The organism is Parageobacillus galactosidasius (assembly GCF_002217735.1).
Taxonomy (GTDB): domain Bacteria; phylum Bacillota; class Bacilli; order Bacillales; family Anoxybacillaceae; genus Parageobacillus_B; species Parageobacillus_B toebii.
In genome coordinates, this window is the sequence record NZ_NDYL01000001.1 from 735,655 (window position 1) to 755,193 (window position 19,539).

18 protein-coding genes and 4 pseudogenes are annotated in these 19,539 nt (G+C 39.9%); 10 read left to right on the forward strand and 12 right to left on the reverse strand.

Features of this window, described 5'->3' with window-relative positions; all coding sequences use genetic code 11:
• Positions 1–6: 6 nt before the first annotated feature.
• The 7 genes from B9L23_RS03950 to B9L23_RS03980 form a co-directional block, all read right to left on the reverse strand.
• Positions 7–228 carry a spore germination protein gene (locus B9L23_RS03950; RefSeq protein WP_012749369.1) on the reverse strand — a complete coding sequence of 74 codons (222 nt, stop codon included), beginning with the start codon at positions 226–228 and terminating at the stop codon, positions 7–9.
• Entirely contained in the window at positions 228–653 is a 426-nt protein-coding gene (locus B9L23_RS03955) for a spore germination protein GerPE (protein WP_062677222.1), read from the reverse strand. Before B9L23_RS03955 ends, B9L23_RS03950 begins: the two co-directional genes overlap by 1 nt.
• Positions 654–655: 2 nt before the next feature.
• Positions 656–838 carry a hypothetical protein gene (locus B9L23_RS03960; protein ID WP_012749371.1) on the reverse strand — a complete coding sequence of 61 codons (183 nt, stop codon included), beginning with the start codon at positions 836–838 and terminating at the stop codon, positions 656–658.
• Entirely contained in the window at positions 835–1,437 is a 603-nt protein-coding gene (gene gerPC / locus B9L23_RS03965; RefSeq protein ID WP_062754021.1) for a spore germination protein GerPC, read from the reverse strand. Before gerPC ends, B9L23_RS03960 begins: the two co-directional genes overlap by 4 nt.
• An 84-nt stretch (positions 1,438–1,521) precedes the next feature.
• Entirely contained in the window at positions 1,522–1,749 is a 228-nt protein-coding gene (locus tag B9L23_RS03970) for a spore germination protein GerPB (protein WP_012749373.1), read from the reverse strand.
• A 14-nt stretch (positions 1,750–1,763) separates the two neighbouring features.
• Positions 1,764–1,985, reverse strand: coding sequence for a spore germination protein (locus tag B9L23_RS03975; protein WP_062753867.1), 222 nt, complete (start codon positions 1,983–1,985; stop codon positions 1,764–1,766).
• A 121-nt stretch (positions 1,986–2,106) separates the two neighbouring features.
• The gene (locus B9L23_RS03980; protein WP_062677223.1) at positions 2,107–2,331 is read right to left on the reverse strand and encodes a spore germination protein; all 225 of its coding nucleotides are present in this window, start codon (positions 2,329–2,331) and stop codon (positions 2,107–2,109) included.
• A 136-nt stretch (positions 2,332–2,467) separates the two neighbouring features.
• Between B9L23_RS03980 and B9L23_RS03985 the strand changes: the two are divergent.
• The 5 genes and pseudogenes from B9L23_RS03985 to B9L23_RS04005 all read left to right on the forward strand — a co-directional run bounded on the left by B9L23_RS03985 (position 2,468) and on the right by B9L23_RS04005 (position 6,296).
• A pseudogene (locus B9L23_RS03985) lies at positions 2,468–2,693 on the forward strand (spore germination protein).
• A 116-nt stretch (positions 2,694–2,809) separates the two neighbouring features.
• A pseudogene (locus B9L23_RS03990) lies at positions 2,810–3,481 on the forward strand (AMP-binding protein); the annotation flags it as partial.
• A gap of 228 nt (positions 3,482–3,709) precedes the next feature.
• Positions 3,710–4,318: pseudogene (locus tag B9L23_RS03995) on the forward strand (RNA-guided endonuclease TnpB family protein); the annotation flags it as partial.
• A gap of 62 nt (positions 4,319–4,380) precedes the next feature.
• Positions 4,381–5,061: pseudogene (locus B9L23_RS04000) on the forward strand (AMP-binding enzyme); the annotation flags it as partial.
• A 71-nt stretch (positions 5,062–5,132) separates the two neighbouring features.
• Positions 5,133–6,296, forward strand: a complete 1,164-nt coding sequence (locus B9L23_RS04005; protein ID WP_089096913.1) for a DUF418 domain-containing protein — start codon at positions 5,133–5,135, stop codon at positions 6,294–6,296.
• A 21-nt stretch (positions 6,297–6,317) separates the two neighbouring features.
• On the opposite strand, the gene B9L23_RS04010 is transcribed toward B9L23_RS04005, so the two are convergent.
• Positions 6,318–6,515 carry an aspartyl-phosphate phosphatase Spo0E family protein gene (locus B9L23_RS04010; RefSeq protein ID WP_174525693.1) on the reverse strand — a complete coding sequence of 66 codons (198 nt, stop codon included), beginning with the start codon at positions 6,513–6,515 and terminating at the stop codon, positions 6,318–6,320.
• Positions 6,516–6,772: 257 nt separating this feature from the next.
• Between B9L23_RS04010 and B9L23_RS04015 the strand changes: the two genes are divergently transcribed.
• A complete protein-coding gene (locus tag B9L23_RS04015; RefSeq protein ID WP_089096914.1) occupies positions 6,773–7,675 on the forward strand; it encodes a fumarylacetoacetate hydrolase family protein in 903 nt (300 codons plus the stop codon).
• A 44-nt stretch (positions 7,676–7,719) separates the two neighbouring features.
• On the opposite strand, the gene B9L23_RS04020 is transcribed toward B9L23_RS04015, so the two are convergent.
• Complete coding sequence (locus B9L23_RS04020; RefSeq protein WP_012749381.1) at positions 7,720–8,916, reverse strand: ornithine--oxo-acid transaminase; 1,197 nt, start codon at positions 8,914–8,916, stop codon at positions 7,720–7,722.
• Between the two features lie 305 nt (positions 8,917–9,221).
• Between B9L23_RS04020 and B9L23_RS04025 the strand changes: the two genes are divergently transcribed.
• Both B9L23_RS04025 and B9L23_RS04030 read left to right on the forward strand, forming a co-directional pair.
• Positions 9,222–9,575 carry a YisL family protein gene (locus B9L23_RS04025; protein WP_012749382.1) on the forward strand — a complete coding sequence of 118 codons (354 nt, stop codon included), beginning with the start codon at positions 9,222–9,224 and terminating at the stop codon, positions 9,573–9,575.
• 117 nt (positions 9,576–9,692) lie between these two features.
• A complete protein-coding gene (locus B9L23_RS04030) occupies positions 9,693–12,548 on the forward strand; it encodes an EAL domain-containing protein (RefSeq protein ID WP_089096915.1) in 2,856 nt (951 codons plus the stop codon).
• 32 nt (positions 12,549–12,580) lie between these two features.
• Here B9L23_RS04030 and B9L23_RS04035 read toward each other — a convergent pair whose 3' ends face one another.
• Complete coding sequence (locus B9L23_RS04035) at positions 12,581–13,129, reverse strand: DUF2777 domain-containing protein (RefSeq protein ID WP_081188621.1); 549 nt, start codon at positions 13,127–13,129, stop codon at positions 12,581–12,583.
• Between the two features lie 284 nt (positions 13,130–13,413).
• Here B9L23_RS04035 and asnB point away from each other — a divergent pair, with 284 nt between their 5' ends.
• Positions 13,414–15,261: an asparagine synthase (glutamine-hydrolyzing) gene (gene asnB, locus B9L23_RS04040; protein ID WP_089097472.1), complete on the forward strand. Its 1,848-nt coding sequence runs from the start codon at positions 13,414–13,416 to the stop codon at positions 15,259–15,261.
• A 28-nt stretch (positions 15,262–15,289) separates the two neighbouring features.
• Here asnB and B9L23_RS04045 read toward each other — a convergent pair whose 3' ends face one another.
• Complete coding sequence (locus tag B9L23_RS04045; protein WP_012749386.1) at positions 15,290–16,642, reverse strand: MATE family efflux transporter; 1,353 nt, start codon at positions 16,640–16,642, stop codon at positions 15,290–15,292.
• 124 nt (positions 16,643–16,766) lie between these two features.
• Between B9L23_RS04045 and B9L23_RS04050 the strand changes: the two genes are divergently transcribed.
• The gene (locus tag B9L23_RS04050; RefSeq protein WP_089096916.1) at positions 16,767–17,630 is read left to right on the forward strand and encodes an AraC family transcriptional regulator; all 864 of its coding nucleotides are present in this window, start codon (positions 16,767–16,769) and stop codon (positions 17,628–17,630) included.
• 35 nt (positions 17,631–17,665) lie between these two features.
• Here B9L23_RS04050 and B9L23_RS04055 read toward each other — a convergent pair whose 3' ends face one another.
• Entirely contained in the window at positions 17,666–19,432 is a 1,767-nt protein-coding gene (locus B9L23_RS04055; RefSeq protein WP_089096917.1) for an alpha-glycosidase, read from the reverse strand.
• Positions 19,433–19,539 lie beyond the last annotated feature (107 nt).

Genomic DNA, 19,539 nt, shown 5'->3' on the forward strand with positions numbered 1-19,539 from the left:
GCTTTGCTAATTGTTTGCAGCAACATTGCTGTCAAACGTATCGGAGTCAAACGTGTTTGTTAAACTGATGCCGTTGTTTGTAATGATAAAATCCCCAGTATTAAATCCTCCTGAACCAGCCATTGTTTTTGTGGCTACTTTTGGAGCGATATAAAGACAATCCCCCATTTGCACAACTGCTCCACTGCTGACAGTATTAATTTTAATGGGTCCGACGACAGAAGGCATTATTTCTCATCCTTTGTTATTGATGAAGTGGTTTCTGTATTTGTCATAGAAGGCAATGAAGAATCCGGAGCAAGCTGACGAATATGTTTAATTCTTGCTTCCGCATCAACAGTAGAAGTCGATCCAATATGAACAACGGAAGAAGTGGAAACCGCTAACATACGAATGGAGCGAACGGAAATAACGGGAGATTGATGAAGGGTTTGAATGAAAATATCATTGCTGTTTGGCTGCAATTTGGGAATTGGTCTTGTAAAGATAGGAAAAATTTCTTCTCCTTCGCCCCCGAAAAATAATTCATATTGTCGTTGAACCGCTAAAACGCGAGAACGCGAAGTAATTTCCCGTGAATCACCGATTTGTAAAACAGAACTATAAACAACTGTTTCTCCATGAAAATATTCTACCATCGATGTTCGTTTCATGATTATTCTCCTCTTGGAGCGAGTGGGACGAATGGACCGATAATTAACGATTCCGGCGGCGTGTCGAAAGTGGAAGCGAGATTAATAACATCTGCATCTCCAACTAAAAAAATGGCGGAGCTTGTTATAGCTGTTAAGTGAATATCGCCAACATGGATATCGCGGTTAATCACTGTATAGTTCATTGTTCTCCCCCTTGTTTTGGTAAATGTTTTAGAAAAAGGTCAAGCGATTGTTCAATATCTATCTTTACTTTTTGAAAAATTTCGTTTTCGACCGATTTATCATTGTCCGATGCAGGGACGTATCCGTTATTCATTTTTTGCTGTAAATAAAAATGGATTCGTTCGTCCACTTGTCGAGCGATGTCTTGCAAAATAAAATGTCGATACGTGTCATCAAGACGAAGTGCATATTGTTCTTCCAATTTCTTTAACGTTTCCTTTGCTTCCTTTTCTAAATAAGCATGAACTTTTTCTTGAATGGTGCGGAATAAGACTGGTTCCGGCTTTGGAACTATTGTTTTTTCAGGTTGAACGGCAAAATCTTCGATAGTGTTGCCAACACCGTTGGGAGTAATGCCAATATTTAATGTCCCTTCCAATGTTTCTACTTTTAATTGGTCAAATTTATATTCGATTCGTTCAATGGTTGTACGCGGTTGTTGTTGAAGTTCTATTAGCTGTTTTTCAAGGAGGAGAAGCCGCTGTTCTAACGATTGTATTTTTTTTGTTTGCCATGACAAGTAGCGCCGCAGTTTCGCAAAATAGTCATATAGGAACATAATGTTGAAATCATCCTCTCCAAAGTCCCTTCTTATTTCAATATATGGACGGCCTTTTGTTGTCATCACTATTTTCATGCTTTTTTAGCGAGTTGCTGAATGAAGCGGGACTAGAGGACTGCTAGATGCTCCTCCTGCCAATGGAACGATGGCGGTAGCGTGTGGAGCAGGCTTCGTGAATCCTCCTGTGTTTGTTAGTGTAGAAAGCGCTTGGATGCTGCCAGCGCTGCCGATTTGCAGTACGGATGAGTTCATAACAGAACCTATTTTCAATTGATAAATGCAAATACTTTGGCTAATATAAAAATTCATTGGTTCTCCCCCTTTTAGGCGTTAGCTACTACATTTTCATCCGCGATGTCCGCATCGTTTATATTCGTATTGCTGTAATAGTTATAAATATGCAAGCCATCTCCTGTATTAAATGAACCGGCACCGGCAAATGTTTTGGCAACACTGTGTGGCGAAATCGCAAACACGTCTCCAATGTGAAACACGCCGCTGCTTCCGATACTGTTTAACTTAACAACTCCGACAAATGCTGGCATAACGCATGCACCTTTCTCTTGTTCTTATGATAATGTATGGGCGCGGCGGCAAAAACGTGAGCGTTTTAAGATTTTTCCCAAAAAGTCTCCCACCTCTAAATGGAATGAAGGTGGGAGAGGTTCATTTATTTGCGGTAGTATTGGAGTCATTCACATCAGGATCGCTGGTGTTTGTAAAGCTGACGAACGTATTTGTTTGTAAAAAGTCGCCATTATTGCTGCCGCCAGAGCCAGTATTTGATTTAAGTGTACTTTTTGGTGCAATTTGTAACACATCCCCAAAATTAACCGTTCCGTCACCACTAACGTGAGTAATTTTAATTGGGCCGCCAATAAAGGATGGCATGCGCTCTACCTCCTTATTTTATATGCTTACTGTTAGTGTATGAAAAAGCGACAAAACAGTTAAACGCACGATGGATGTCCAGACGAATCGATTTTTTTGTCATATGATATATAAAAATATAAAAAGGAGAATGGATATGCCGGCGACGATTATCGGGGGAGTTAAAGTGACGAGTGTAAGCGGAAACGGGACAGTAAATATGGGAGATGTGCTGCAAATCGCTCCAAAAAGTACAGCGAAAACGAACTCAGGAGCGGGGGGGAGCAAATACAGGCGATTTTTTGCAGACAAATACATTTTGCAGTGTAACAAATACGTTTGACCCTGATATAAAAGATGCAGGAGTGCGTGGAAACAATTAGATGGTCACGATTAAAAAAAGGCCATCTTTTTCTTTTTATAAGATATGGTGTAATAATAAAAAATTATGTATAATATAATTGTGAATTTTCTAAAATATTTTACGGGGGATGGAATAATGAGCGTACCATTAGTATTAACACAATTTTTGGATAGAGCCGTTTCACTGTATGGAGACAAAACAGCAATGATTTGCTCTGGTCGCACGCTTACATACAAACAATTAAATGAGCGTGTGAATCAACTTTCTCACGGTCTAAAACAATTGGGGGTAGAAAAAGGAGACCGGGTCGCATATTTGGCGCCAAATACGCTTGAAATGTTAGAAGGATTTTACGGTGTATTTCAGCTTGGAGCGATCATGGTCCCGCTGAACACTCGCCTTAGGCCGGAGGATTATTTGTTTATTTTAAATCATAGTGAAAGCAAAGTGTTATTTGTTGATCAAGATTTATATCATTTCATCGCACCAATTAAGGACAAACTGCAGACCGTAAAGACGATTATTGTTCATCAAAAAAATGAAGAAACAGATGAAATCGATTACGAAGAATGGTTAGCGCAGCATCCTAGCACGTCGTTTGATCGTCCGGACATTGACGAAAACGATGTATGTAGCCTTTTATACACAAGCGGAACGACGGGAAATCCAAAAGGTGTCATGTTAACACACCGTAATAATTATCTTCACGCGTTAATATCGATGCATCATCTCCGCGTTTCCGACCAAGATACGTATTTGCATATATTGCCGATGTTTCATGTGAACGGATGGGGAGCGCCGTTTTATCTTAATTAGGCGAGAAGACTCCCACTTCAACGAAGCGAAGCGGAGTAAGTGGGAGATGAATCGCCTTAACTATATTTTGCTGAAAATAGGATAGATTCAGTAAAATATAGTATCATATAGTTAGATGGGAGGTGAAAAAATGTATTTTTGTATCAAACAACAGCTAAATGGTTTGACCAAAGAAGAATACTTGACTCTTCGAGAACTGTGCCATATTGCCAAGAACATGTACAACGTCGGAGATTAAAAAGTATTAATCAATGGTTTAACAAAGAAAATGCCAGACTTCAAAGCATTAAAGATAAGCAAAAAATCAAAGGCACCACTCGTAAACAGGCGTTGCTTGCTATGAATCGCAATAATAAAGTGAATGATTATATCAACAAGACTTGCCGTTACATCATAAACTACTGTATTGAAAATCAAATTGGCAAACTTGTCATTGGCTATGCGGAAACATGGCAGCGCAATATGAATCTAGGAAAAAAGACAAATCAAAACTTTGTCAATATTCCTCTCGGTAACATAAAAGAAAAACTAGAATATCTTTGTAAATTTTACGGCATTGAATTCTTGAAACAGGAAGAATCCTATACGTCTCAAGCCAGCTTTTTTGACGGCGATGAGATTCCTGAATATAATGCCGACAATCCAAAAGAATATAAGTTCAGCGGCAAACGTATTAAGCGCGGCTTGTATCGAACAAAGTCTGGCAAACTAATTAATGCTGATGTCAATGGCGCATTAAACATCTTAAAGAAAAGTAAAGCTGTAGACCTGAGTGTCTTATGCTCTAGCGGCGAAGTGGACACGCCTCAAAGAATAAGGATTGCTTGAAGCAGTCAAACTTCTTTGGAAGCCCCCACTTCAAATTTTCGCTAGAAATTAAGTGGGGGTAGTTCACCCAAGTGTATGGCATGACAGAGTCTTCACCGCTTAACACGATTTCCACGATCCGCTCCCATTTGCGTGATTTGCCGTTAGAAAAACAATATCGCCTGAAAGCAAAAGCGGGGTATCCGATGATCGGTTGTGAAGTAAAGGTAGTGAATGAGTATGGTGATGAAGTGCCGCATGATGGAAAAACGATCGGTGAAGTCATTATAAGAAGCAACAATGTGATGAAAGGGTATTGGAAAAATCCAGAGGCAACGATGGAGGCAATCCGCAATGGCTGGTTATATACTGGTGATATGGGAACAGTAGATGAATATGGATACATTGACATTGTCGACCGGAAAAAAGATATTATTATTAGCGGTGGGGAAAATATTTCTTCCATTGAAGTAGAAGGCGTTTTATATGAACATCCGGCGGTGTTGGAAGCGGCAGTAATCGCTGCGCCGCATGAAAAATGGGGAGAAACGCCTCACGCGTTTGTTGTCGTTCGGCCTGGCCATGAAGTGACGGAAGAGGAATTGATTGCCTTCTCACGGGAAAAATTGGCGCATTTTAAGGCGATTACTGGTGTAACGTTTGTCGATGCATTGCCAAAAACGGCATCAGGAAAAATTCAAAAAGTGCATTTACGTAAACAGTATTGGGATTCTGTTGGGAAAACAGGCCGTTATGTTAATTAAAGAAAAATGGCGTCCGCATATGCGGAGCCTTTTTTCTGTCAAACGGTCGATGTGAAAAGAAAGGAGAAAAAATGGACAAACAGGCAAATCACGAGCGGATCTTGGTTATTGATGTACTGCGCGGCTTTGCCCTATTAGGAATTTTGATGGCGAACATGCCTCATTTTTCATCACCGGTTATGTATGGAAACATGAAGACAAATAGCCGGCTCGATGATTGGACCATGGCGGCCATTGACGTTTTTTGCGAGGCAAGTTTTTATCCGTTATTTGCATTTTTATTTGGCTTTAGCATGATACTGTTTCGTGATCGGCTGCGTAAAAAACAGCTTCCATTTATTCAAACATTTTTACGCCGGCTGGCTATGCTGCTTATGTTCGGGATTGTTCATGCTTTTTTGATTTGGTTTGGCGATATTTTAATTTCATACGCCATCGCTGGAGGAATATTGCTTCTGTTTTCTCAAGCACGGCCGCGCACATGGATGATTGGAGCGTTCGTTTGCTTTTTGATTCCTCACTTATTTATGGCGCTGTTATTTGGAATGCTTATGTTTTTAGAAGGAACAAAAGAAACAGGAAATGGCAGCATCCAGCTGGCGATGGAAGCGATGCGCAATTATCAAAGCGGGTCTATGTCCGATATTTTTTGGCAACGCTGGAATGACTGGATGTACGCCAATGGTTCAGGAGGATTATTATTTACGGTTCTTACGGTGTTGCCTCTTTGTTTGTTCGGGGGATATGTTGCACAAAAACGATGGGTGGAGGAAGCAGAACGTTACATTTCCGTAATTAAAAAAATTGCATTATGGTCACTTCTATTAGGAATATTTCTAAAGCTGTTGCCATACTTTACGGTGAAAAATTATTTCACCGAGTATATTCAAAATATATTTGGAGGAACAGCGCTAGCATGTTTTTATGGCACAGCTATTATTCTATTATTTCAAAAGGAAAAATGGCGGCGAAAACTAATCATTTTCCATCATATCGGAAAGATGTCGCTCACTAACTATTTGTTGCAATCAGTATGTTGTACACTGTTGTTTTATAGTTATGGATTTGGATGGTATGGACATATCGGCATGTTTTTCGGAAGTATGCTCGTATTTCTTATTTATGGTGTACAACTGATAGGAAGCCAAAAATGGTTTCAGTTTTTTCGGATCGGTCCGCTCGAATGGATATGGCGGTCTGTAACTTATGGGAAAAGACAACCCTTTCGCAAATAAAAAAGTCCCCCTTCACAATCATTACTGAGGAGGGACAGGTAAGAAAGAATGTTCGATCGTTGCTGTTTCCCGCAAATAACGATTAATCAGTTCATCTAGTTCTTGACTGCACTCGATCGTTTCTTTGGCGGTAAATCCATACGTCAATGCTAATTCGATCATTTGTTGCCGCTTTTCCTCAATTAAAATCACCATTGCATTCACCGTCACTAAGATCATGTTTTTCGATTCATTTTTGTAATGAAGCTTTTAAGAAAAAACTACTTAAGCGCCATGATCAATTCTTTTTACCTACGACGAAAGCCATGAATGTGAATGGAAGAAAAGAAGCTAAACATTATTATACATATAGCGACGAAAAAAGAAAGGTTTTCGCTAAAATAAGTAGTAATTTTACTAATTTAGACAAAATTAAACAAATAGTAGGTTTTTTGTAAACAAGTACATATTAATTCAAATAGAAAGGAGATTTTACGGTGAGATTTGTTACAGCACAGCGTAATAATAAAATATTTGTCGGTATAGTCGAGGAGAGTGAGAAGGTCGTTCATTTACACCTTGCCGAGCAGGCGATGCAAAAGCGCATGACGCTTCCGTCGTCATTGTTGGAGTGTATCGCGTTAGGAGATGAGTTTCTTAATAGAGTAAATGAAATTGCAGCATGGGTAAAAGAAAACCCGTCTACACAATATATGTATGATTTACACGATGTTCGTTTGCTGGCACCGATTCCGCGCCCATCCAAAAATATTTTTTGCATTGGAAAAAACTACGCAGATCATGCCATCGAACTAGGAGGGAAGTTGGATATCCCACAGCACCTCATTGTATTTTCCAAAGTGCCGACAACGGTGATCGGACATGAGGAAACGGTTTTGCGCCACGCTGATGTGACAGACGAATTGGATTACGAAGGAGAACTTGCTGTTGTGATCGGCAAACGCGGAAAGGCGATTCGCAAAGAAGAGGCACTTGATTATGTATTTGGTTATACCATTATCAATGATATTACGGCACGTGATTTGCAGGAACGGCATCAACAATATTTGCTTGGAAAAAGTTTGGATACATTCTGTCCAATGGGACCATGGATTGTCCATCAATCACTTATTGAAAATCCAAATAAGCTGCAAATAGAGACGAAAGTGAATGGAGAAATAAGACAAAAAGCGAGCACAGAGCAATTTATTTTTAACGTCGAAACGATTATTGAAACCATTTCTCGCGGAATCACGCTGGAACCAGGAGACATTATCGCTACCGGAACGCCGGCGGGAGTCGGAAAAGGAATGAAGCCGCCGCGCTTTTTACAAGCGGGAGATGTTGTGGAAATTACGATCGAAGGAATCGGAACGTTAAGAAATAAAATTGGAGAGTAAGAAAAAACGGGGCGTTTCTATTATTCACCAGCCCCGTTTCACTGTTATACCCCAGCAAACACTTTTTTCACCCGCTCTATTGCCCAATCCAATTCTTCTTTTGTAATAACGAGCGGTGGAGCAAAACGAATGACGGTATCGTGCGTTTCTTTGCACAACAGCCCTTCTTGTTTTAATTTTTCACAATATGGACGGGCGGAAGTATGAAGTTCCACACCAATAAACAGTCCTCTTCCGCGCACTTCTTTAATGTCTGGATGTTGAATTTCACGCAGTTTTTCGATGAAATAGTTCCCTAATTCCAACGAACGTTCCGGCAATTTTTCTTCGATAATGACATCAAGCGCCGCGATGGATACCGCGCATGCAAGTGGGTTTCCGCCAAATGTGGAGCCGTGGGAGCCAGGATTAAACACGCCGAGAATGTCGCGGTTTGCTGCTACGCAAGAGATAGGGAATACGCCGCCTCCTAATGCTTTACCGAGGATGTACATATCTGGAACGACATTTTCCCAGTCGCAAGCAAACATTTTTCCAGAACGGCCGAGGCCAGATTGAATTTCATCCGCAATATAAAGAACATTGTTTTCTTTACATACATTGTACGCTTCTTTCAAAAAGCCTTCCGGCGGGATATTAATCCCTGCTTCGCCTTGAATCGGCTCAAAAATAAAAGCTGCCGTATTTGGTGTAATCGCTTTCTTTAATGCTTCCACATCGCCGTATGGGATGATTTTAATGCCTGGGAGCATCGGTCCGAAACCGCGTTTATACTCTTCGCTAGAGGACATTGATACCGCTGCCATCGTTCGGCCATGGAAATTGTTTTCACAAACGATAATTTCCGCTTTATCTTTTTCTACGCCTTTAACGTCGTACGCCCAGCGCCGCGCCGCTTTAAAAGCGGTTTCTACCGCTTCTGCACCTGTATTCATCGGTAAAACCATGTCTTTACCGGTTAATTTCGCGACTTTTTCATACCAAGGGCCTAGCTGATCATTATGGAACGCGCGCGAAGTTAATGTGATGCGATCTGCTTGCTCTTTTAGTGCTTGAATAATTTTCGGGTGGCGATGCCCTTGGTTGACGGCTGAGTAAGCGCTTAACATATCCATATAACGATTGCCTTCCGGGTCTTCTACCCATACCCCTTCTCCTTTAGTAAGAACAACCGGAAGCGGATGATAGTTGTTCGCGCCATATTGCTCTGTTAAGCGGATAATTTCAGTGGTTTTGCTCATGCGTGTTCCTCCCTAGTGATTTATGGAATTTTTGCGCTATTTTTTATTATAACAAAAAAAGGGATGTTAAACGATGTAAATGATGAAAAGAGTCTTAAACCGGGAGAGCGGAGGGATTCCTTGCTCATGAAAGTCTTGTGGAATTAGAGCGAGTGTTTATGCGAAGGCAGAAGCTCTGTAGCACACAGGAACCTGTTGACTTTCCTCCTAGAGCAGGGGAGATAAATAGTTTTTATATAAAGTTTGTTTTTTCTGATTGATGCATGCTATGATGGGGATGAATATGTGAAAAAGGAGGAAATGGCATGACACATGCACATATTACAAGTTGGTTAATCACCGTTATATTGTTTTTTATCGCCGTTTCATTGCAACGCTCGGGGGCTTCGAAAGCAAAAATTGTACAAATGGCACTTCGTTTGTTTTACATCTTCACCGTGATAACAGGGGGGCTTTTATTACATAGCATTGCTTCGATTTCCATATTATACATCATCAAAGCTATTGTTGGCCTATGGTTAATCGGGGCAATGGAGATGGTTTTAAGCGGCATGAAAAAAGGAAAAAATACGAATGTTGCATGGATTCAATGGATCGTCGCATTCGTGCTCGTTCTATTTTTAGGATTCATGTTACCGCTGGGGTTTGATCTCTTTTGAAATAAGCGGCAATTCCATGTGGAGTTGCCGCTTTTTCTGATAGAAAAAATATGATATGTTAGTAGAGAGAGGGTTTTGTAAATTTTCTAAATATTCGCATAAGAGTGGTGAAAATGAATGAACATGTACCGTCTACATTGTCATAATACAGAAGAATTGTATGACTTTATCGCACAGCACCACCTTGCCCAATATGAACATATTTTTGTACAAGTTGCAGCCAATAAAGTCGATCAGCTTGAACTTCGGAAAATGATTGGGTTGCTTCAGCGTTATCTTCCACAAGCGCAGCTATTTGGCGTCACATACGGCGAACATTTTGGTTTCGATGACAAATTTTTTATATGTTTTACTGTGTTCGAAAAAGTTAGCGTTCACTCTGTTTTATTATCATACGAAGAATTTGCAAATGAACTTGAGCTTGTAACATATATTTCGGATACGCTTATAACGGAAGAAACAAATCTTCTTCTTTTATTTACTGACCAGAATAGCAATCTTCATTCCCTTATTCGCCATATACCACTAGCAAATGAAAAAACGGTTGTGATTGCCGGGCGAATTAATGAAGGAGAGCGTTTGTTTTCGCATGAAGGATTTGTCACTGGCGGTATGCTGGCAATTAGTTTTAACGGTTCTGCTTTTCGTGTTCAATCATCACATCCGTTTTTATGGGAACCAGTTGGCACTGCTTTTCGAATAACGAAATGCAGCGGAAATAAGTTATACGAGCTTGATGGAAAAAAAGCAATAAAATTGCTGCAACGTTATTTAGGAAAGGAATTTATCGATCGATTGCCTTTTTCAGGAGCGGAATTTCCGTTCATTATTGAGAAAAATGGCCATAAAGAATGTTTATCCATCGTTAAAGTAAATGAGGATGGTTCTATTGAACTAAACGGTTACGTCCATCAAGGGGAGAAGGTTAAGTTTAGCTACGTTCATTTAACGTCATTGGTTTGGACTATATCCGATGAATTAAACAAATTGACGAAAAAATACACGGAAGCGATTTTTTTCTATCGTAGCATCGCCGTACAAGGCTATGCATATCCAGTGCTAGAGCAAATAACGACAACGCTGGAGCAAGTTGCTCCTACTTTTACGCCATTTATATTTGTAGAACTGGTGATCAAGGATAGAGATATACGTTCAGCCACTTTTAGCATGCTTGCGTTATCGGAGGGAAATCAGAACGGAGAGAATAGCAGTGCTTCCGTTTCTTTATCTATTCCTGAGATGTTTCAAGGGGTGATGACGCTAGCGAATTTAATGTCCACCTCCTCTCGAGAAATGGAGAGGCTTCGCGTTCATGTACAAATATCACAATCACTTTTTGAACATAATACAGATATTGTATATTCTACTGATTTACATGGGAATTTTACGAACGTGAATCCCGCTTTCGAGAAAATTCTAGGTTACACAAAAGAGGAAATTTTACATACGAACGCTTTAAAATACATGCATCCGAATGATGTACCTCGTGTTAGCAGACATTTTTATCGAGCTTTGCGTGGAAAAATTCAATATTATAATTTGGAGATTCCTACAAAATCAGGGGAAACATTATTATTCCAAATTAAAAACGTTCCAATTATCGTTGATGGGAAAAAAGTAGGCATTTACGGGATTGGAAGAGATATTACCGAACAAAAAAAAGCGGAAGAAAAAATTTCATATTTAGCGTATTATGACCCGGATACCCATCTTCCAAACCGGACAAAGTTTATGGAAATCATCGATGAACAGTTAGAAAAGGCGAAGCAAAAAAATAGGAAGCTAGCAGTCGTATTCATCGATTTAGACCGTTTTAAGCTAGTTAACGATAGTATAGGGCATTATGCGGGAGATGAAATTTTAAAACAAGTCGTTCAGCGCATTCAGCATGTTTTGCCAGCTGGAGCGTATTTAGGAAGGTTTCATGGGGATAAGTTTTGTTTACTTTTAACAGAGCGCACCGATTCAGAAGGAGTGTTTAAAACAGCAGCACACATTTCAAAAGAAGTGATGAAGCCGATTGTATATGAAAACAAAGAATTTTTTATCACTATAAGTATTGGAATCAGCTTCTATCCAAACGATGGTGTGGATAAACATTCATTGCTCAAAAATGCTGATATCGCCCTAAATAGAGCAAAACAGAGTGGGGGAAATCGAATACAATTTTATTCTGCAAAAATGAATGAAGAAACGTTATACCGTTTAGAGATGGAGAGATATTTGCGAAAAGCACTGGAAAATCAAGAATTTTTTCTATGCTATCAGCCGATTATTGATATACATAAAGGTGTTATTGTCGGAAACGAAGCATTAATTCGTTGGCGCCATCCCAAGCTAGGACTTGTTAGACCGAATGAATTTATTTCACTAGCAGAAGAGACGGGGCTCATTCATGAAATTGGAAGATGGGTGTTAGTAACGGCTTGCAAACAAACAAAAAAATGGCAGCAATTATGGAATCAACAACTCTTCGTTTCTGTGAATGTGTCGGCGAGACAATTTCAGCATGAAGGCTTTATTGATGATGTAAAACAGGCGCTAGAGCAATCGCAGCTCTCCCCAAATTGCTTACATTTAGAATTAACGGAGAACTCTATGCTTCGTAATCTTCATTACAGTATTCAAGTAATGAAAGAATTACAGCAGCTCGGTGTCGGTATTGCTATTGATGATTTTGGAAGTGGATACGCTTCTTTTAGTTATTTAAAAAATTTACCAGTAAACATATTGAAAATTGATCGTTCATTTGTTGAGCAAATGCATACAAATTCTTCGGATATCGCGATCGTAAAGGCAATTATTACGATGGGGCACGGATTAGGGCTAAAAACAGTAGCCGAAGGGGTGGAAACGGTCGAGCAGCTGGAATTGTTAAAAATGCTGCATTGCCATCACGCACAAGGATATGCATTGTATCGTCCGGTAACCGCAGAAGAATTGTCAACATATATGACGGTAAGCCACAAATAGAGAATTGGGGAAAGAAAACAACTCTTTCCCCATTATCCGATGTGCGCGCAAATAAACCGTTTTCCGGTATTAAATGTGATTTCAAAGCGGTCTTTATATGTATCTCCACGCTCATAGTAATGTTGGACGTTGCTAATGAATTCAGTATTATCATAAATAATAAAATTAACACCAGAATATTTTTTAAATAACAATCCATTATAGCAGTATAAACAATCGTATAAAGAAAAGCCGAGTTCATTTAGCCACTGTACAAAATGAAAAAACGTTTTATCCGAAAGCGATTCGAGCCATTGTTGATAAGCGTATGGAAGCCGCTTTCGAAAACGGACGTGTTCGCCGCTTTGAAGCGGGAAAACTTCGATCCCTATATCGACCATCCCGTCTTTTTGTAATTGGCCGCACATCCAATGACCATGGCGGAAAATCTCTATATTTCCTTCTGTCATTTCCTCAAGTAATGATGCTTCCTCATCTTCTTCATCAAAAAAGATCCACTCGTCGTTTACGAATTCAATCGTTCCTTGTATATAAGCGCGTTTTTGTTCATTTATGCATTGAAGACGATGTTCGATGTTCACTTTTCCTCCTCCTTTATTTCCTGTTTTGCCAAATTGTCTTCCATTTATTCACATCGTTCTTACAATCGGACAATTCATCGAAATGAGAGGTGCTGCATAAAATGGAATCATGCCAATACGGAGAATGCCAAATTAAAAAGAAAGCGAAGGCGGGAAGAACTATGATAAAATCCCTCAAGCGCGAGATAGCTTGGCTTAGCTAAGGAAAAGAAAAGGTATGGCGTTCGGGACGTGTTATGTTAAAAATAGCTTTTTTGTTATCTATCAAGAAAGGATTGGTTCGTATGTGTGGTATCACCGGTTGGGTTGATTTTCAGCGCGACTTGCGAATGGAAAAAGAGATTATCTCTAAAATGACAGAAACATTAGCGAAACGTGGACCTGACGATACGAATGCTTGGTTTAGCGAACATGCCGCATTTGGACATAAGCGGCTTATCGTGGTCGACCCAGCAGGCGGCAAACAGCCGATGACAAGAATGAAAAATGGGTATCGTTATACCGTTTGTTATAACGGAGAATTATATAATACAGAAGACATTCGTAAAGAACTATTAAAAAAGGGGTATACATTCCAAGGGCATTCGGATACGGAAGTATTATTAAACGCTTATATAGAGTGGAAAGAGCACTGTGTTGATTATTTTAACGGAATTTTTGCTTTTGCGATTTGGGATGAACAGCGCGAACAGCTATTTTTAGCGCGGGACCGACTTGGCGTGAAGCCACTTTTTTATCGGCATGTCCATGATAGTCTTTTGTTTGGCTCAGAAATGAAAGCAATTTTGGCACATCCGGAAGTAAAAGCAGAAGTGGACTATGAAGGACTAGCAGAAGTGTTTGGATTAGGTCCGTCACGGACACCAGGGCATGGCGTGTTTCGCGGAATGAAAGAATTGCGCCCAGCGCATGCTCTAACGTTTTCCCGTAAAGGAATAAAAGTATGGCGTTACTGGAATGTTCAAAGCGATGTGCATAGAGATTCGTTCGGTGAAACGGTAGAAAAACTCCGTTTTCTTCTTATCGATGCTGTTACGCGCCAACTTGTTTCTGATGTGCCTGTTTGTACGTTTTTATCAGGAGGGGTTGATTCCAGTTCCATTACTGCCATTGCCGCAATGGCGTTTGAAAAGGAAGGAAAAGGGCGACTTCATACGTATTCGATTGATTATGAAGGGAACGACCAATATTTCAAAGCAAATGATTTTCAGCCAAATGCCGATGCGCCTTGGATTGAACTAATGTCAAAAACATTCCAAACCGTCCATCATCATTGTGTCATTAGTCAGGAAGATTTGTTTCATCATTTACAGGAAGCGGTGATCGTCCGTGATGTCCCAGGCATGGCGGATGTGGACTCTTCGTTGCTATGGTTTTGCAAAGAAATAAGAAAAGATTTTGTCGTTAGTTTATCCGGGGAATGTGCGGACGAAATTTTTGGCGGCTACCCATGGTTTCACCGTCCTGACGATTTAGCGCGGAACGGATTCCCTTGGATGCGTTCGACAGAGGCACGGATGGATTTATTAAAAGAAGATTGGAGAAAGAAATTGCAGCTGGATGAATATGTACAAAAGCGCTTTGGTGAAACGATCGCGGAGGTTCCAAGACTGGAAGGGGAAAGCGCGGAAGATGCGAAGCGGCGCGAATTGTTTTATTTGAACATGATTTGGTTTATGACAACGCTTTTGGATCGAAAAGACCGCATGAGTATGGGCGCGAGTTTGGAAGTTCGCGTGCCGTTTGCCGATCATCGGTTAGTAGAATATGTTTGGAATATTCCTTGGGAGATGAAAATGTACGGCAACCGCGAAAAAGGCATTTTGCGCAAGGCATTGGAAGGAATTTTACCAGAGGAAGTGTTATATCGCAAAAAAAACCCGTATCCGAAAACCCACCATCCGCTTTATACGAAGCTAGTAAAAAATTGGGTAAAAGAATTATTGCACGACCGCTCATCGATTCTTTATGAATTTTTTGATGCGAAAAAATTAGAAGAGTTAGTGGAAACAGAAGGAAAATCATTCCAAGCGCCTTGGTTTGGACAGTTAATGACAGGACCACAACTATTGGCGTATCTTGGTCAAGTGCATGTTTGGTTCCAAAAATACGGCATTACCATAAAAGAATAAGAGCTGCCTTTGTCGCAGCTCTTTTTGTCTATGCAGTTTCTATGCTTGGTATAAGTGATTTTCTCATCCACACTTTCGAACGCCAACGCCATAACATCAGCAATCCACGCAGCCATTCATCAGCAATAAAGGAAATCCATACCCCAATCAGTCCTAAACCAGCCTCAATACCGAGAAAATAGGAAATGGCAACACTAACGCCCCACATGGACAATATCCCCATATATACTGGAAATTTAACATCTCCAGCTGCCCGCAGTGAACTAATGATGACGAGATTAAACGAACGTCCGGGCTCTAATACTATTGTCAATAAGAGAAGCAATCGGCCTGTTTCGATAATTTGTTCATTATCTGTAAACAATGAAAGCAGCTGTCTTGAGAAAATGAAACTAATCGATGCCATCGTGATCGAGATGACGATGGCGCTGCGCAAACTTTTTAAACAACGTGTATATGCTTCTGTATAGCGTCCGGCCCCGACGAGATGGCCGACAAGAATTTGCGTCCCTTGACTTATCGCAATGCCAAATAAAAAAACAAACATCATAATATTTTGCGTATATACTCTCGTTGTCAACGCTTCTGCTCCAAGCCAAGTAATAAAATACGTAATAAGCATTTGCGCCGTATTGTACGCCAAGTGTTCTCCAGCGGATGGAATTCCGATTTTCAATAGATCCCGGATATGATGAAATGGCAAAGAACGAAGAACGGATAATGAAAATGGCATTTTTGTCCGTTTCAATAATAAAGAAAAGATAACGATCAATCCGATGAGACGGCTGACGGTTGTCGAGATTGCCACCCCTTTTACTCCTAATACTGGAAAATCGAACGGTCCAAAAATAAATAAGTAGTTGCCAATCACATTCAGTATGTTCATGCCGATGGTTACGTACATCGTTTCACGGGTAAAACCATAGCTTTTTAATATAGCTCCAATGGTCATAATGAGCGCTTGAATAAATAAAAATCCGCCGACGATCATTAAATAGTCGTTCGCCTCTGTAAGCAAATGGTTCGATAGTTTCATCGTATATAAAATTGGCTTTCCGAAAAAGAATAGCACACTGCTAAGTACAAGGCCGAACAAAAAGTTAACAGCGATAGAGATGAGCGAAACTTCCACTGCATGCTGCTTTCTTTCAGCCCCCAAATATTGCGCCACTAAGACGGCAGTGGCTAAGGCAATAAAATTAAACATGACAATAATCACAGCAATAATTTGATTCGCTACGCCGACAGCGGCAACAGAGTGATCCGAATACTGGCTTAGCATCAATGTATCGGCATTTCCCATGACCATATATAATAGCGTTTCAATAAAAATCGGCCATGTCAGCGCAAATAAGGAAAGCTTTTTCTGATCGGTGTTCATCAAGACAACTCCTTTAATCATTCCGACTTTAAAACTATATCAAGTTTATCTAGTTTATTGCATAATAAGAAGAGAAAAGAGCGATTTGATTTGTATATTTCCGACATGTGAAAGGATGTTTGGAATGGAATACATAACATTTTCTTTTCCGCCGTTTCCGATTTTTATTAAAGGGGCAGAAAGCGTATTTCCAAAAGGACAAAAACATTTTCGACGGACGTTTTCTGTGTTTGATTTGTTATATGTGAAAAAGGGATGCTTATATATGACAGAAGAAAACAAGGAATTTGCTGTAAAAGAAGGAGAATATCTTATTCTTATTCCGGGAAGAGAGCATTACGGGCATTATCCTTGCACGGAAGAAACACAACTAGTTTGGCTTCATTTTACGATCGAAGGAGGATATGACGTCGTTCCAAAACAGTCGTTAAGCTGGCAAAATGTCATTGAGAGGGAAGCAACATATGTCGAGTCGGTTCAATATCGTTTTTGGATACGGCAATATGCGAAAGTAAAGCAAAGGGAACGCATCGAACAATTGCTTCAACAATTAGTCGAGCTGAATGAGGAGAGAGATCCAGATCGTTCATTAAAGCAATTACTCTATTTTGTTGAATTCATTTGGCAATTGCAAAAACAGGAGCTGCATATTCCAAGCGCTTCTGAAAAAGTGTGTGCCGAAGCGGTTGCTTACATCGAACGGCATTATGCTGAACCGATTACGATTCAGCAGCTCGCCCAATCATTACGATTTCATCCTGACTACATTACCCGTTGCATGCAAAAAACAATTGGCATGAGTTTTGTGCAATATTTGAATTATTATCGCTTGTCAAAAGCAAAAAAATGGTTGGCAGAAACGAATGAAACGATTGAAGCGATTGCCAAGAGAGCAGGAATTGAAGATGGCGCCTATTTTTCAAGACTATTCAAAAAAATAGAAGGAGTTACACCGACAGAATATCGCCGTACTGTGCATCGCACGTAAAAAAAAGCGAGAGGATATTTCCTTCTCGCCTTTTATCAATTTTCTACTTGATAGAGGAGAAAACCGTATGGAGGAATGTTTGCACGCAATGTTTTTGCTTCTACAGCAAATTGCTCGTTTGTCCATAAGTTCGTTAGCCGTTTTCCTTTAAGAGACAATGGGACCGTGACTTCAATATTTTTGTTGTTATTGTTGATCATAACTAAAATCGTTTCGTGCTTGTATGTTTTCGTATATATTAAATGATTTGTTTCATTATTTGCATCAATAAATGTAATATTTCCTCGACTTCCAAGAGCAGGATGAGTCTTGCGAAGCGAAATGAGTTTTTTCACATGTTCTAATATATCGCGGTTTTGTTTACTTTCATCCCAAATCATACATTTGCGGCATCCTGGATCTTGCCCACCTGTCATACCAATTTCGTCACCATAGTATATGCATGGAGAACCGGTAAAAGAGAGTTGGAATAAAAATAGCAGTTTGACTTTTCGTACGTCATTGTTACATGTCGTTAAAATTCTTGGTGTATCGTGACTGCCAAGCAAGTTAAAAGCGACTTCATTGACGTTTGCTGGGTAAGAGTGCAGAACGTTCATAATTATATTAGCAAATTGTTCAGCACGGATTTCGTCTTTGGCGAAAAAGCGGATAACGCCATTCGTAAATGGATAATTCATGACAGCATCAAATTGATCGCCTCGAAGCCATGGCATTGCATCGTGCCAAATTTCTCCGAGAATATAAACATCCGGTTTGATTGCTTTCACCGCTTGACGGAATTCTCGCCAAAATTGGTGGTCTACTTCGTTTGCTACATCTAATCGCCATCCATCGATATCAAACTCGCGAATCCAATATGTTGCTACATCTAATAAATACTGCTTTACCTCAGGATTTTCCGTATTTAACTTTGGCATTTGCTCAACAAATGCGAACGTATCGTAGTTTGGTCTTGGGACTGTCCGTAACGGAAATTCGTGAATATGAAACCAATCCTTATATTTTGAATTATTACCATTTTTTAGTACATCTTGAAACGGTGCAAAATAGTAACCGCAATGATTAAATACTGCATCTAGCATCACTCTTATTCCTTTTTGATGGCAAAGATCAACAAGTTTTTTAAATGTTTGTTTATCTCCAAAATGTGGATCGATTTCAAAATAATCTATCGTATCATATTTATGATTAGATGGCGCATAGAAAATAGGAGTAAAATAAATGCCGTTAATACCGAGCTCAACAAGATAATCAAGGTGTTGTATAATCCCTTCAAAATCGCCGCCGAAAAAACTTGTTGGTGTCGGTTCTTCGCTTCCCCAAGGTAGCGTTCCCTCTGGATTCAAAGACGGATTTCCATTTGCAAAGCGCTCCGGGAAAATTTGATACCAAATCGTATCTTTTACCCATTCGGGCGCATGAAATACATCGATTTTATTTAAAAAAGGAAAGCAAAAATAGTAAGCGGTATCATCTGTTGGTGCCTCGTTGTAAAAACCTTTTTCCGTATATACTATCGTTTCACTGCCTGCTGTTAATTCAAACCCGTAACGAAGGCGGCGGTATGGAGGAACAACTTCAATAAACCAGTAGTCAAACAAATCGTCTGACCCGCTTTTCACCATGGGAGCACGGTTCAGCTGCCAAACGCCGTTTACCCATTCATACGGATCAGCATAAAGAAGGTAAACGGTTTCGATATCATTTTTTTTCGTACGAAGGCGAATATGTAACGTTTTTTCATTGTACGCATAAGCAAAGTTATCTTTTGGACGATGATAAATGGCTTCTTTCAACATTTTCTTTGCCACTCCTTTAACAAGAGCAATCGTTTGCACGTAAATATGTTTTTGTACTTAAAGAGTAGGATAATTGAACAAAAAAGTCAAATTTTTATTGAAAAAAA